Consider the following 16,661-nt stretch of genomic DNA (forward strand, 5'->3'; position numbering starts at 1 on the left):
GCAATTTATAACTTGATCAAGTATCTCGTTCATGCACACAATAAAAACATTCTTGCTTCTTGCTAAAATACTGGATACCCTATATCCGTTTATTTGGATTGGTCGCAAATAGCATAATTTTGAGGGTTTTGAAGGTTGCGATTACCTTTCTTAAAACAAGTTTTCCCCCTTCATCCCTCTTCACCAACCTTCAGCTTTGGCAGATTATTGACGATTTTGCATGTTTCTAAACTGACAGTGATAATTCGCAAAAATAACTCTAATGGATAACGAGCATTGCCCATAACCTCAATTGCCCAATCATTGGCATTGTTCGTAATCATGGAAGCTTTATCTGTTGTAATCGCTTGACGATCTACCACCCATTCTAAAGCAGATTTTCCATTAACAATGTACTCATAGGCTGTCTTGGGAATATTTTCGATGGTAATTTTGCTGTTGTAAATAACAGTACTCCGATCTTTAACGTTCTTCCCAGTTTCTGGATCTTTTTTCCTCGCAAATTTCATTTCTCTAACATAAAAATCTGCATCATTCCCACCGATTATTTGTTGCTCAGTCAGCTCCAAACCTTCTAGCTTGCTGATAAACTTCACTTTCGTATAAAGAGGCACAGTTTCATAATTGAGATGAAGTGATGCTAAAGCACGACCTGCCTGCATAAAAGCAACAAAATCAGCAAAATGCTTCACACGCGGGATTCGTGCTATTTGCTTTGCCAAATTATCTGCATAACGCTCCCGATAATCCTCGCTATGCAGTAATCCATAGATGTAATAGAAAATATCTTCTTTAGTAAGAGCCTCTTTTGGATAAGCTTCCTTAAAATGTTGCAAAGCTTTATCTGTAATAGCATCACGTCGTTGATACCCTGCTCTCTCTCCAGTGCCAGAGACGAGAGATAATTGTCCAGAATACTCAACCTGTTCATAAAGATATAAAGGAAAGCACTGACCATTTTGAATCATCTGAATATCAGAAACCATATTAGCCATAAGAGCTGAAAACCCTTGTGATGCCCCCTTTCCTGTAGTCACAATAGTCAAGTTTTCACCAACTCCATCAGGAAATATTTTCGGCATCTGATACTGCATCTCATTGAAATTTTTATCAAAATACAGCATCTCTTTTGTAAAAGGTCGATAGATGCTTTTTATCTCTTTACTCCTGTCATATTGGTGCTGTATCTTTTTTAAAAGGTTTTGTTTTATTGCCCTACTCCAGCTAATTTTGGTGGGATCTTGGCTCACGAATTGATGAAATATACTCATGGAAACAGGGAGATTATTTTCTTTCACTCTCTCCACTTCAGAATTATAGAAATCAATCATCCTCCCCATATTATCTCGTAATTTTTTTTGAAAAAAATTATAACACCACGCGTCCCTGCTTGTCACAACTCCCTGCGAATAGTTTTCAAAAACCGTTATAGCTGATTTATCTTTTTTATCTCCTATACTGATATATTTATCGAAATGAGGATCGCGCTGATTAATCCAATCATTAAATTGATCTGGAACAATTTCTACCCAACCTTCAATAGCTGCTATACTTTTTCTCTGAGCAAGAAACTCTAATTTTTGTTGACGAGAAAGATAATCTCCAATGTCCTTAAAATAGATTTTCCCCTGTTGTCTTGCCTCTGGTTTTTTAACAAGAATAGAAACTGCTATGGGAGCTCGACTTCCTGAATCAAAGATATTACCACCTTCCTTTTTGCGTTTTTCTCCAGAAGTATTGCAATTCCCTCGCAAATGAACAATGTAAAGACTGCTAAATTCATCTCTCAAACATTTCCGAAAACCATCCATAGAACGGCTATCGACAAAACCTGCATTAGTAACAAAACCAATAACACCACAGTCCTTAATACGATCTGAAGCCCAACGAAATGCACGAATATAAGAATCGTACAAACTTCTTTGTGACGTTGCTGAGGAATTCTTTACATAAGTCTTCTCAATACGCGTATCTAATTCAGGATACTTGATATTTTGATTCCCATCATTTTCACTTCTTTGTCCAATAGAATAAGGAGGATTTCCCACAATAACAACGATTGGAAGATCATGTTGCCTTTTGAGACGAGCACTGTTTTCTACCAAAACTTTACCAATGAGATCTCCTTTTCCATCTGGTAAAAATGTATCCGTTAAGCAAGCGCCATTAAAAGGTTCATAAGCTATACTACCAGCTACATTACCCCCATTTTGGTTAGATGAAGCTTTAGAGCAAAGAACATGATAAGTTGTTTCGATATTAATCGTAGCAATGTAGTAAGCTAACAGAACAATTTCATTGATATGGAGTTCGCGCTTGTATTTTTGAGGTAGCTTATTGCGTGGAATAATATCGCTTTGTAAGAGACGCGTAATAAAGGTTCCTGTACCCGTGAACGGATCTAAAGTGTGAATATCATCATCAGCCAAACTACTGTTGAGTTCCGTCTTTAGGATATGCTCAACAGAATGAAGAACAAAGTCAACCACTTCTGTTGGAGTGTACACGATCCCTAAACGTTCAACCATCTTCGGAAAAGCACTTCGGAAAAACTTATCATACAACTCCACAATAATTTTCTGTTTTCCTTCAGCAGTATCAACGCCCTCTGCGCGGCGTTTGACCGAAGTATAGAATGCTTGCAAACTATTGCGTTCTTTTTCCAAACCATGTTCACTCAGCTTATCAATAACACGTTGCATAGCAACAGATATCGGATTATGATTAGTAAATTCATGTTTCTCAAATAAAGCATCAAATACTGGTTTTGTGATAAGGTGCTGCGCCAACATCTCAACGATTTCAGCATCTGTGATACTGTCATTAATCACTGCTCGTAGTTCTTCAGCAAAGTCATTAAAGACACTAATTTCTTCTATGTTTTCCTTATTTTCAAGAATAGCATTAATGCGATCGATATGGGTTCCTGCAATTTTTGCAATGTCTTTAGCCCAATCTTCCCAATAGCGTTTATTTCCGCATTTTTCGACAATTTTGGCATAGATGGCGCGCTCAACCCCCTCCATGTAAAGATCCAGTTCACCTTGTTTAAGGCTAGAAATGACTTCATGTTCACTAAAATATCCGTAGTCTAACTCATTTCGACATGGCACATTCTTTTTATTGATATTATTCGTAACAGCGACAACTTCTATTTTATCTTGGGCATGACCATTAAATTCAATTTTATTGATTGTTGCATCAAAGCGGTCATCGTGGGATCGTAAAGCTCTCAAAACTTGCCAAACGATTTTATAGGAACTATCTTTTAGTGTTTTGTCTGGATCAGCCCCTACCTTAACGACAATAGGCAAAATGACATAGCCCCTCTGTTTTCCTGAAGCTTTTCGCATGACGCGTCCAACGGCTTGCACAACATCAACTTCAGAGGAACGTGGTGTAAGAAAAATAACAGCATCAAGGGCAGGAACATCTACTCCTTCAGAGAGGCAGCGCACATTTGAAAGAATTCTGCAACGGTTTTCATTTTCGGGGATTGGCTCTCTAAGCCATTCGAGGCGCTCCTCTTTGTCTCTGGCAGTCATGCTGCCATCAACATGCTTTGCTTCACAAATCATGCTTAACGCAGAACTTATTTCTGCCTCTGGATTTTCACTTAAAAAATTTTGTCTTTCTTGCTCCTGATAATCCTCAATTACCTTCTGAAAATGTCTGGCAATAAGTTTTGAGCTGACCTTATTGGGTTTTTCTTCAATAATCTGGCAAAAAGCAACGGCACGTTGCATAGGTTTAGAGAAGCTTGCACTTTGCTCAGAGAGACCATATTTTGATAGAGCCTTCCAACATCCCACAATTTTTGCAGCAGTATCAACCTGAATAGTATTACTCGTATCTGCAAGCAGTGGCTGAACGGCTCGGTTGACGTGCCCCTCATCAACGGTTAAAATAATGACCTTATAGTCAACCAACAAATTCCTCTCAACAGCATCAGAAAAATTCAGAGTATGCAAAGTTTTCCCATACCATGCGGGATCATCCATCGAATAGAGTGCAACATCTTCCCTATTCTTAGCACCTTCTCCATAAATACGCGGCGTAGCAGTCATATAGAGCCGTTTTTTAGCAGAGATATAATCATTATTATGAACCCGAACAAATGCAGAATCGTCTTCACCTTCATATGTAAATCCTGTTGTTCGGTGCGCTTCATCACAAATAACGAGATCAAAATCTATGATAGGATTTTCAGAGCGATATTGAGCATTGCTAATCACATCAATAGAATGATAAGTTGAGAAAACAACTGTCATAGCTTCATCACTATGCTGTAACGCCATCTTTTTTCCCAAACTAGAAGCATTGGTTGTCGCAGGGTATGCAAGGTCATAAATCTTAATAAAGCCGCTATCTTTTTTACCTACAGTACTGTCTGAACAAACAGCAAAACTCTTTAAAGGGATTTTTGCCTCTTGGCTCCATTCCCTCAGCGTTTGATTTAATAAAGCAATGCTGGGCACCAAAAAGAGAACTCTTTTCCCTTTTCCAGCAAGGGTTTCTGCAATTTTGAGGGAAGTAAAAGTTTTTCCTGTACCACAAGCCATAATCAATTTGCCTCGATCGGCAAATTTTAATCCTTCCACCACAGCATCTATGGCATTTTTTTGATGCTCAAGTATATCCTTATGGGACTTTTGTTCAAGCTTACTACCTTCACGATATTTGGACCAATCAATAAAACTCTTTTCTAGATCATGTAAGGTAATTTTTATAACGGGAGGGTTCTGGTTGATAAGAGCATCCTCAGCGTTTTTTGACCATGGAGCTATTGTTGTTGTGATAATAATGCGATGCTCAAAATATATCTTTCCTGATGTAGCTAAGAAACTATCAATATCCCCTTTTTGAATAGCGTAATATTCTTCATAATTCTTGCACTGGATAGCGTGAAACTGTTCATCAGCAGCTGTCACAGCGACAAGATCAACTCCTGTATCTTGTTTAGAGCTAATGCCATATCTTTGTCCATATTCCTCAACCCATTCGGCATAAGTCAAAACCTTGCTATAGAGTGTCTTATAATAAGGTTCTGCTTGAAAATATGCGATCATTAATTTTTCAAAGCTAGTGCCCTGATCGCGTACTGTTGCCGCTTTTTCACGAAAATCCGCTAGAATTTTTCTCAAATCGCTCATGCAGATTCCCCCCATCATATCCGCTATATATCATTAAATATCTGTGTATATTGATTGAATTTAAATTCAAACACTAAACACAATATATTTACTTAATTTTTGAGTATTTTATATTTCTAGAAAAGTTCTCTTACCTGATAATTTTTTACTTTGTAAGAAATAAAATATAAATAATAGGCTTGTATCCTATGCGCAGCTTCGTTTCTCATAAATTTATTACACATTATATTTATTTTAGTTTGATTTAAAATCAAACTCTATCACTCTGTAAGTTCAGAGAGAGCTTTTTTAAACACTGTTACAATAATAAAACTGCCTTTAAAAATATATTTTACTGCCTTATTAATAAAGCCTGCATTTTATTTATAATAGCAATATCACAATGGAAGAATACAACTCTTGAATCTCACGCGCATATTACCAACAATAAACCCGTTCTCGAATGAATGACGGAATTTTAATACTTTAAGATAATTTTACAACATCTCCTATTCATGATACCGATTCAAATGGCTGATAATTCGAACCACCTATTAGAACCGATTTAATAAATTATATCACTATGCTCTTAGAAAAAAAATAAAAATCGCTTGCACTTTTCCAGAGTTAAAAATCAGAAAAACTAAAAATATTTGAAAAATTATGCTCTCAAAAAAAGCCAGCCCAAATTGAGGAGATTACTCCAAATTAAGAGCTCACCTTTCAGACAAGTAGAAATGTCGTTCAGTCTCTAAAGCAGGGAAAATAACTTTACAATGCTCTTACCTTACAACGTTCTTTATCTTCAAAGAGGAGTTTTTTCTTGTGTCTCCTCATAGAGTTTTGCATCACTTATGTTATCTTATCCCGCGAGAATGACTAATTTTTTTAAACAAAATTGATCGAGATAAACAAGCAACGTATAATATAATTTTTATTTCCTTCCCCTGTTTGCAACAATTTGATAAACTATGATCTTAACCGTAATATAATAATAGGAATATCAGAAGCAGAAGCTACACGCTTTTTATTAAGCTTAACCAAAAAATCATAAAAAAAATTTAGAATAGGTAAGAGATAGCTAAACAAGACCGTATCAAGATCCTCGAAACTAACCTGTTCGCTTGATGTATTATCGCAGAGAACTTATTATGGCGGAGAGGAAGAGATTCGAACTCTCGAGAGCCTTTTGAGCCCTACTCCCTTAGCAGGGGAGCGCCTTCGACCACTCGGCCACCTCTCCAAGAACAGTGAATAAACAGTATCAACAAAAAGTTCAAGACATTTTCAATTTTTTTCAAAAATATCTCAAATTTTTAGTTTTTATGAACCCAATCGAACAAATAAAGTGCACAAATGAAAAATTGTGACTTTTTTACAACATTACCTTTAATATTACATGAATATCCCTAAAAAGAGCAATTTCATATTTGTATATCTAAATCTATATATCTAAAAAAGACCTGTAAAGTCAGAGTTACAAGTATCACGTGCTTTGTTTTATCGCTCGTGAATTTAACAAACAGAATTCTCTAATAGAATTAAATGACCTTGTACTGGAGATCTATTATGAATATTAAATCCCTCTTTTTAAGCTCTGCAGCAGCCTTTGTAGTGACTTCTGGAGCACAAGCGGCTTCAACAATTACTGCAGAACCAAAATCTGTGGAATACGTTCGCGTTTGCGATGCATATGGCAAAGGGTATTTCTATATCCCTGGAACAGAAACTTGTGTACGTTTGTCAGGAAATGTCCGTGCTGATCTTATGGCAGGTGATAACATTGGCGCAACAACCGATAGTGATTTAAAGAACAGTAAAAAAACCTACGGTGCAGCATCGCGATTAACCCTTGCCTTTCAAACCGCTTCTGAAACAGAATTGGGAACACTGCGTTCATATGCGCGAATCTACTCACACTGGGGAAGTGGTAAAGATACAGCTGGAGCAAAACTTTCAGCTGCTTATATTGAACTTGGTGGTTTTCGTGTAGGTCTAGATAGTACAATTTTCGGTAGTTGGACTGGTGACTATGGTAACGTTATAAATGATGATGGTATAGCGCCAGCAGGTGTCACACGCACCAACTTTATTTCTTACACCTTTAGCGGTGACACTGGCTTTTCTGCTATTATCGCAGCTGAATTAGGCAATGCTACAGTTCCTAAGTTTGACACATATTATTACATCGATAAAGATGGTAAACTTGTTACCGCTTCTCAAGAAACGGCTCCTTTAAGCAAAGCAGTAAAAGATTACACGCCTAATTTGCTTTTTGGTGTAAAATTTATGCAACAATGGGGTGGCTTCTCAACAATTGCTGCATATGATTCTTACTACAAAAAGTGGGCTGGTAAGATACGTGCAGATTTCAATGTTAACGAATATTTAAACCTCTGGGTCATGGGTGGTTATAAAAACAGCATTGATTATTACACAGCAGATGACGAAACGTTTAAAAATACGTTGTCACGGAAAAGCACAACAATCTATGCAAACTGGGGAGGAAAATGGGCTGGCTGGGCTGGTGCAACTTACAAAATCACTCCAAAAGCAAATTTCAACGCTCAGATTTCTTATAGCGCTGCCAAAACCTTTGCAACTTCTGTAAATGTTTCATACACGCTGGTTCCCGGACTCGTGATTGTACCTGAAGTGGCTTATGTTTCTTGGAGCGATGACCGTACTTTCACAGATGCCAGTGGTACAAAATATACAAGCGCTCTGCACGGAAAAAGCGCTGTACTCGGTATGATCCGTTTACAACGTTCATTCTAATTTTTTTTAAGATATACGCTTTTAGAAACTGGCACTCTCCATTGCCAGTTTCTCATTATCTGTGCTAATCATCTCCCCCCCTTCTTTATGGTATTTATTTGCTACCATCTCTCACAAAAAAGACATACTCTCTTCGCAAAAAGTGCTGTATAAATTACCAAAGAGACACTCATATACTCTGCAAGCTGTATCTATGTGGTGTTAAGTAACGCAAATTTTAATCATTACAAGAACTTGCCATCAAAATCTTGCAAATATCCTCAGAGACAATCAAAAATAAATCGGATCTACCTTCAAAGCAAGAGATAATAAATCATAAAAATGATGCTAAAATGGATAAAAGCTTTTTGTGACTCCAATTATTTTTGAGCACAAAAAATACCCCCCTCAAAAACAACGACACATATTTTTCAGAATTACGAAAACATCACAGCCATATTTTCCTGCAATATGCGTCTTGTTTTTTCTCTTCTCTCAATATTGTTAGGTTTTTCTTGCACATCATAAGTGCAAAACTGATAATCTCGGCTTTTAGCACCCGATATCGCGAATGCAGATAAGCCATAACACACTTTTTCTCTGCGTACTTTTCTTACACCATATTCTTTTTGCACTTAATGATTTGACCTCATATATCCTTCATGAGAAGTGTGTACACATAGCGATAAAAAAGAACCTTAATCCGCTTCCACGAGCTGTGCTATTTTTTTCCCGTTTCTCACTAATTCCTTTTTATGTCATATATTCTCACACTGCAAACGTCCTCTTTTTCTATACAAATCCTCATCAATAAAGAGCAAAAAGAATATAACTACAAAAGAAAAACATATGCTATAATAATATATGTCCTTAAATTTAAGACGATTTAAATTCACTCGAAGGGAAATACTTATCTACCAATGCATAGATAATTGCCGCTGTTTCAATATCCAAAATTCCATTATAATTTTCTTGACGAAAATGAAGCTGAAATGCCCGAATTAAACTTTTGTACCCAGTTTCACTACATGCAGCCGAAACATCATACCCATAACGTCTCAATCTCGCTAAAATATCTTCTTTAACTGGCAAACTTTTACGAAACTGTTCCTGATAATGATCCTTCAATTCATCATCGTACCATGCTCCTATACCTGCCATATAAAGTTCTTTCCATGGGAAGGCTGCACCTGGATCACTCTTTCTGCCAATGGCAATATCACTGTGACCGACAACATCGGTTGGAGTAATGTCTGGATAGCGCTGAAGAATATTCAACGCAAGCTCTTTCACTGCCTCAATTTGCGTTGGATTATAAGGAGGAAATATAAATTCTCCATTATGATAAGCCGCTAAATTAGTTGCCTTACTTTGAAGAACTGGATCACTCACACTACCACTTCCCGCACCTGAACCAACATCCGTCTGCAGCGTATACTCATTTTCATCAGCTGGGTTCAAAGCACGCATATCCTTTAAAGCCGTTTCAACATGCGTCTGCTCCGAAGAATGAGCATGATCAGTCGCTAAATTGACTATTTCAATCCCAATAGACGTGTCATTCAAATTGCTGCGCCCAGCCCATGAACTAACACCAGCATGCCATGCACGTTCGTTTTCATCAACCAGATTAAAGATACGCATATCTTTAAATCCTGCCTCAATATATGTCTTCTCTGAAGGATCAGGAACAAGATAATGAGAACTAACCTTCGTTCCTGTGAGAGCAGCAATCGACCCTTTAAAGTCAATTGAAGTATAATGCATTACAAGAAAGCGAACTCGACGATTAAAACTCTTGATAGCACGATAACTGTTGTAATCAATCTTATACATAAAAATTTTCCTTTCTGTCTCACTCACCAGCACCATAGTACATCACACAACAGACCGTACACGAAACCAGCGAAGTGACTTGAGAGCATTAACACGCCCGACCAAATCACTCATTTTCTCGAACCAGTGCCCGAAAGATTGCCAGTCAAAAAACAAACAAAAATGTAGCAAAACTACTAAAATTACTCATCACATATTTGTTCACGTCTTGCACACAAAATAGTTATTCTTCTCACCAATCTGAACAATACTCAGCCACACCTCACTGCGCATAACACGCAACACTAAATCATCCCTGCAACGACATAAAATCATTGAAAGATACCCCTATGAAAACTTTGAGGCAATTTATTGACAGTCAAGTTCACAATTCATATTTGTGATTGCTCTTTTTCATGAGAAAATTTTTCAATAAAACTTGAAAATTGTTTTTATACATGACACAGACAACCGAGATGTCCTCTTGCTTTTTACAAAGAAATTATCCCCACCACCCCTTAAGGACATATTCCCTTATCTTTAAATCAATATATGCTAAGAATTTTTCTAGATTAAGCCAATTGATAAGAGTAATTTTGATGTTATCACTCAATAAAGGCACCTGCACAATTTGTGCATACGTAATAATTTTTATCCAAAACTGTATAAATATTTTTACTTTAAATAAAGGCTATAACGCTAACTTTAGTAGTATCCCACATAACATTTCAATGACAATATCTGCATTTTTATTCCAGCGGATAAAACCCAATTGAATCACTCTGATCAGTAACCACAATAAATCAAATAGGCACGTCATTATCACTTTAACACTGCTTAGCTGTTATATGATGCTGAATAAAACGGTTTTTCCATATAAACGATTCAATGCATGAGAATAACTGACATCTCTAACGCGAGCAATCTACTTGCATAAAATTTTTACAGAGCATTATCCTTTGTTTGAAAATATTTTCAAAACCAACCACGCCGCATATTCCTGTAAGACTATACCTAAAAGCGGTCGTGTATAAGGAAAAGTCATACAATCATTACCATAGCCTTTAACTTCTATAGTTATTGTAGCATGTCCGAGACTTTCCTCCCGTTTTTCTAATATCTCCAAGGAAGGCGATAAACTAACCTCGACCTCAAGAAATGGAATATCTTGTACATTTTTTTCTGTTGGATGAAAATATTTTAAAAGCAACGGATCATTTGCAAACCAATGAACTATTGCCTGCCGCGTTAATTGTTTGTACGCAGTAGTAATCTCTGCACCAACTAAATATTGATGAAATTGGGCTTCAAATTTTTCAATTAAATGCTGCGCCAAGGGCACAGACGACTGACCAACAAGCTGCACGATAACATAAGGACTTTTCCATAAAAAACGCCGCTCAAATGGCTCATCTGCAAAATAACGATCAACAAAATGAGCAATTGTGCTCTCATCAATTCCGATAAAAGTCCACACATATTTAGCACATGATACAGTAAAATGATCTGCTTGCTCTAAATATTTTTCTAAAAGCGAAAGGGCTTGCATAGGAGGACCTGGCAAAGCAACAATACAACTTGTCCCATGAGTAAAATAAAAGCCAGGTGCTGTGCCAGTGGGATTATCTAACACATTTGCCATCTCAGGAAATAATGCCTGACGAGCATTACTTTTATCTGGTGTGATACCCAATTGTTGCAATTGACCTTTTATAGTTTGCCACACAACTTCATTATGAACCAGTGGCAACCGTACAGCTTGAGCAACTGCCTCACGTGTTTTGTCATCAGATGTCGGTCCTAACCCTCCACTGAGAATAATAAGATCTTCTTGCCCGAGACAAGTAATCACAGCCTCACTAATCTGATGTAATTGGTCAGCACAAACGAAATGACGTGTTACTTGGATATTTCTTTTTTCTAAATTTTGACTTAAATGCTGTAAATTCGTATTTAAATATTGTCCAGAAAGCAATTCATCGCCGACAGTGATAACCGCTGCACGGCAAACTGATACGGGGTTAATAACAGCATCCAAAACAGCGTTAGCCATCTGGCATGTAGACGCCCCTCCTCCCAAATCATAGGTTACGCTTTTGCCAGCACGAATAACTTTATCAACACTATCAGACAATTGTTGCGCCGCATCCTTAAAACCTAAATACTCTAAGAGTAAAACAGTGGTATAAAGCATAGCAGAAGGATTTGCTTTATTTTGCCCAGCAATGTATAGTGCACTCCCATGGACAGGCTTAAAACAAGCAATCTGGTTCCCCATGTTTGCGCTGGGCGCAACTCCCAATCCACCCATAATCCCAGCAGCAACATCAGAGAGAATATTGCCAAACATATTTTCTGCAACAATAACACCAAAATGCCCTGGCTTTTGTACAAGCCATAATGCAACGACATCAACATTGTGACTTTCTGCTTCAATTTCTGGATAATTTCGTGCTATGCGCTCAAAAATTTCTTGAGCAAATTGACCACTCTCTCGCAAAGTCTTTGGTTTATCCGCAAACGTGACCCGCTTAAAACCATACGTTCGCGCATAAGAAAAAGAATATTCAAATAACCGCTCTAAACCAAGACGGGTTTGCAAACGCACTGCCCATGCAGCTTCATTAAGACCATATTTTTCTAAATTGGGATGTTTTAACCATGTTGCTGTTTCAGCACTTATACCACGAAAATCTAGTCCCGCATATAAACCTTCTGTATTTTCTCTTATAACACAAAAATTAAACGGCTTTCTTGAACCAGTAATATATTTTACAGGTCGTATATTAGCAAACAAACCTAATTTTTGGCGCAACTGAATAACAGGAGAAATATATGTAAGTTCCCTCCCACTTAAATGCGGTTCAAGCTCTTTTAAAGCAGCTTCTTGCTCTTTATTCGTAACAGTACCAAGCAAAATAGCATCACTTTTGGCAATTTTTTGCCAAGTCGCTTTAGGAACAGAATTTCCTTCCTTTTTCCAACATTCCCAACCAATATCACCGTAAATTAATTCAATCGGCAACTTGAGCTGCTCTAGAACCATTAATGCAGCATCACAGACCTCTGATCCTATCCCATCGCCAGGCAACACAAGAATTTTCTTTTTCATATTTTATTAATCCATTCACGAATAATTGTATACATCATGACAGGATTATCATTCCATGGAAGCATACCAGCACCAGAGATAACTTTATATTCATGATTTAAGCAGTGACTCTGAATTTGATTGTCTACAGTTGCGAGTTGCGACTTTTCCCCTACCAAAGCTAAAAATCTTCCAGCATATTTTATAATTTCACTACGAGCATCCATTTTTAGTAAAAGCCGAAATCCCCTTTGCATACGCTCAATAGCCATATTTTTTTGCTCATCAGGGATTTTTCTCTGTATTATTTTCTCAGTTTTTCCAAGAGGTTGCACCAAAATATTTAATGCTTCCAGAGCTCCTGATAAATCACCATCTTCCAATAATGTCAGAAGATGTTCAAGCCGTCGTCGTAAAAACGCATCTGGATAACTTGGCGCACTTACAGCAAGAACAGCTCGTATATCTGGAAGTCGCGCTGCTAAAATTTGCACCAATGTTCCAGCCATGGAAAAACCTACAAGCACCAAAGGGCTTTGAAAACGGCTTTTAATTTTTTCTGTGATTAAGGAAATAACCTCTGTCACAGAGCTCCCAGAAAAAAGAGATACTGTATCCAATGAAGTCACATGAAACCCTTTTTCTAAAAACAGCTTTTGAAGTGGAGAACAAAAAGCTCCTTCATCCCAAACAGGCATGACAGGTGAAAAAACAATAACATGTGGGTTCATACCATTTGTACTCCCTGCATTTTTTGTTTTAAAATGCGGATTGTTGTTAGAACCTTCCCTGTCTTCAAACACATTTTTTGCTCCCAAAAAGCTTGATATTCAATGATTAAATCATTGAAATCCAAAAGGAGAGCAAAAGAACTTCGATGTACAGGAAAAAAAAATAGAAATAGCTTTACAACCTTTCTCTCTGTTGCAAAAACTCTCCCCCCCCTCTGTTGCAGCCTATTTCCCTTTTATACAAATTGAAAAACGCTAACCATATCTCTAAAATTAAAACTTCCCACTCTCTTCCCCCATATCCTTCCCCATTTATAAATCACTAAAAAACTTACGCTTTCATTCACAACTGCTAAGCTATTTGCCAAAGCCATACCCAAATTATCATCGCACAAAAGCCAATATTTAAGAACGAAATAGCTTTTATCTTTCACACAAATTGCATAACAATATCAGAGAGAAAAATTTCATTAAAAAAATGCGAAGTTCTATAATTAACCGCTTCTACTATCTGACGTAAATAACTTATATCTACTCGACTTACCCTTAGCACTCCCCCCAAAATGCAATCCCTCACGTCTTTAGCTCATAAATATCTGATTGATTGATAATGTGCAAATATACAATTATAATGAGCTTAATACCAGAAACAACGTTACATAACAACTATATGTAATCATTAAAACATAGATCTTTCCGACCTCTATCACTCATGGATTTAAACAATCCCTTGCGATAACTAGCCTCAAGCTCCATTCAAATCGTAATCAGATTAGCATGATTCTATATAATTCCAATGAAAAAAGACAATTTCTTTTGATATTCTCCATCACATAGAGCAACATAAAGCATTTAAGCATATTCTTCTTCCCTCCTCACTTACTTAACTTAATCTATTTCAATAAGTTAATTCCAAAAACCATAAAATAATGCGCTTTTCTAACATAAATGATAAAACCTATTAGACAGCACGCAGCTAATAAAACGCCTACAACCTATGGATTATTTCCAGATATTTTTAATACCACAGCACTTAATGCAAGACTTCCTAATTGTGCATCCCCCATAACGCCAGATGCAGCTCCAGCAGCCTGCGGATGTGATGAAATAGCTAATGCACTCCCTAATGGTAATAAAAAACCATTGCCAAAGGTAAGAACCGAAATGGTTATTAAACTTGTAGTAAACGGTCATGGACTTATATATATTTGCAAAGCAAACAATATGCCCCCCTGTAACAAAAATAATATATCCGTACCTTATAGCCATAGATTTTTATTTAAAAAACCATTGTGCTACTAAATTTCCCAAGACATAGGTTAAAGAAACGCCAATGTAACTATAACCAACATATACAGATGATAAACCCAAGATTGTTAGTAAGAAAGGTGACTCCACGATATAAGCAAAACATGGAACAAGCGCATAAACTTTTCACACAACTCGACAACGCCTCCACAAAAGATGTACAAGACACAGCCAGTAAAGCTGCCAAAACAGCCTCTAGCATTAGCTGGTGGGGATTTTTGGGTGGTCTTATTGGTGCCATTATTTCCAGTATTTTTGGATATTACGGTTACAGAAGTCGTAAAGACTCTTTCATGCTTTAAAAACTTTTCCTTCATCAAGCATGCAACCCATAAAAAGCTGCGCGGGTTTGTGCAGCTTTTTTTATCCCTGCTTTATATGTGAGAGAGCAAATATCACGTTAAATCGGAGAACAGAAGGCATCACACATCATACCACTCAATAATGCAGTCACTGAATGAGATTTGAACCCCGACTTGGAGAGCATGTACATTTTTGACGCCCACACACACAAGCCAACCGCGTCTTGCCAACCGCGTCTTGCCAGAAGCATCTTAGTTTGTAAGCCTTTGGATCATGACCTCGTATGCACCCTATAGGATCAACAACATGTGTCGAAAGTCACGAACGCCCCCAACAACAAAGCAGCGCATACAATCTGAAAGCACATGATACCCCCATGAAACTGCCTAACGATTAATTTGCCAGTTAAGAGATTTAAGAGATCATTGTGCCTATATAGAAAGACAATATGCCACCACGCAACATCTTCTTCTTGTATCAAATCCTGTAATGGCACGATAAGCGATCCCCTTGTCTGCTTTTTTAAATGTAGCAATCTCATGATCTGCTTGTTTGATGAATACAAGTTTGCACCTGTTCCAGTAGCTTGGGATTTTGCAACAATAACAACGATTTTAAAAATGCGATTGGGAATTTCTATTGACGAAAGCATCCACGATACTTTTTACATCATGGGATAAAACGACTTTCCTAAAAGTGAATCATTCTTTCTATAACTGGCAAACGATGACACCTCTTTTAAGTAAGGGACACAATTTTCTTCAGCAGTTAAGATATTTTCTTCAACAGTTGAGATAAAGAAACCATCTTAAAAATCTAAAAGTCACCTCTCAGATCGTGTCATATGCCAGCAGTAGCTAGAAAAGCTGATCTTGTTGTTTTATCCTCTTACATCCTGATTATGCAGTGCGACTTTTCTAAACGAAAGATATTTGGTTGAAATTATATCAATAAATTTTCCCATATAAATCCCACCTTGCAAAAAGAAAGCTTTATAAAATTGCTCTTGGCTCCTTTTAAGTTTTTCACGCACAAGGATACGATCTTTCATGATTTTTAAACAGGGAAGCTTTCCAACAACATAAGCTTTCCAACAACAATCGCAGCAAAAAGTTTAACAGAGTTTTTTATAAAGGAAAGCTTATCACTTCATAAGAGAATGGTTTTTAGAGAAGATTTTTTCTCCATGGACTGAGAATATGAGATTGTAGCAGCACACTATTTTTTAAGCGATATGATAAAGACTTTGACTTTATTGTTATCGTGAGATGATGTTTTTTTAAAGAGTGATCGTTTGAATTACAAAAGCAAGATTTGTTAAATCGATAGCTGATTGACTTATTTTTATTTGGCAAATTTTTCCATTGGTTGCGGGGGCAGGATTTGAACCTGCGGCCTTCAGGTTATGAGCCTGACGAGCTACCGGGCTGCTCCACCCCGCGCCATGAAGATGAATTATTGCACGTTTTATAGTGTTTTTAATTTTATCTTATTTTTCAAAATGAATTTTGTAAGAGAATTTTC

Annotated in this window: 6 protein-coding genes, 2 tRNA genes and 2 pseudogenes; 3 read left to right on the plus strand and 7 right to left on the minus strand. The window is 37.1% G+C overall.

Features of this window, described 5'->3' with window-relative positions; all coding sequences use genetic code 11:
• Positions 1 to 170: 170 nt before the first annotated feature.
• Positions 171 to 5,153: a DEAD/DEAH box helicase gene (locus ACMFKV_RS01970; protein ID WP_413154385.1), complete on the minus strand. Its 4,983-nt coding sequence runs from the start codon at positions 5,151 to 5,153 to the stop codon at positions 171 to 173.
• 1,131 nt (positions 5,154 to 6,284) lie between these two features.
• Positions 6,285 to 6,375 (minus strand) — tRNA-Ser (locus ACMFKV_RS01975).
• A 326-nt stretch (positions 6,376 to 6,701) separates the two neighbouring features.
• Between ACMFKV_RS01975 and ACMFKV_RS01980 the strand changes: the two genes are divergently transcribed.
• On the plus strand, positions 6,702 to 7,910 hold the full coding sequence (locus ACMFKV_RS01980) for a porin (protein WP_413154386.1): 1,209 nt from the start codon (positions 6,702 to 6,704) through the stop codon (positions 7,908 to 7,910).
• An 855-nt stretch (positions 7,911 to 8,765) separates the two neighbouring features.
• Here the strand turns inward: ACMFKV_RS01980 and ACMFKV_RS01985 are convergent.
• The 4 genes and pseudogenes from ACMFKV_RS01985 to ACMFKV_RS02000 all read right to left on the minus strand — a co-directional run.
• Positions 8,766 to 9,725: an N-acetylmuramoyl-L-alanine amidase gene (locus tag ACMFKV_RS01985; RefSeq protein WP_413154387.1), complete on the minus strand. Its 960-nt coding sequence runs from the start codon at positions 9,723 to 9,725 to the stop codon at positions 8,766 to 8,768.
• A gap of 931 nt (positions 9,726 to 10,656) precedes the next feature.
• Positions 10,657 to 12,816, minus strand: coding sequence for an isocitrate/isopropylmalate family dehydrogenase (locus tag ACMFKV_RS01990; RefSeq protein ID WP_413154388.1), 2,160 nt, complete (start codon positions 12,814 to 12,816; stop codon positions 10,657 to 10,659).
• On the minus strand, positions 12,813 to 13,526 hold the full coding sequence (locus ACMFKV_RS01995) for an alpha/beta hydrolase (RefSeq protein ID WP_336288179.1): 714 nt from the start codon (positions 13,524 to 13,526) through the stop codon (positions 12,813 to 12,815). Before ACMFKV_RS01995 ends, ACMFKV_RS01990 begins: the two co-directional genes overlap by 4 nt.
• Positions 13,527 to 14,419: 893 nt before the next feature.
• Positions 14,420 to 14,954: pseudogene (locus ACMFKV_RS02000) on the minus strand (MFS transporter); the annotation flags it as partial.
• Here ACMFKV_RS02000 and ACMFKV_RS02005 point away from each other — a divergent pair.
• Together ACMFKV_RS02005 and ACMFKV_RS02010 are read left to right on the plus strand one after the other, a co-directional pair.
• Positions 14,942 to 15,136 (plus strand): annotated as a pseudogene (locus ACMFKV_RS02005) (DUF3792 domain-containing protein); the annotation flags it as partial. The pseudogenes ACMFKV_RS02000 and ACMFKV_RS02005 overlap by 13 nt on opposite strands.
• Before the next feature lie 540 nt (positions 15,137 to 15,676).
• The gene (locus ACMFKV_RS02010) at positions 15,677 to 15,817 is read left to right on the plus strand and encodes a hypothetical protein (RefSeq protein ID WP_336288079.1); all 141 of its coding nucleotides are present in this window, start codon (positions 15,677 to 15,679) and stop codon (positions 15,815 to 15,817) included.
• Positions 15,818 to 16,502: 685 nt separating this feature from the next.
• On the opposite strand, the gene ACMFKV_RS02015 is transcribed toward ACMFKV_RS02010, so the two are convergent.
• Positions 16,503 to 16,579: transfer RNA gene (locus ACMFKV_RS02015), tRNA-Met, on the minus strand.
• Between the last annotated feature and the right edge of the window lie 82 nt (positions 16,580 to 16,661).

The organism is Bartonella propinqua (assembly GCF_047263965.1).
GTDB lineage: Bacteria > Pseudomonadota > Alphaproteobacteria > Rhizobiales > Rhizobiaceae > Bartonella.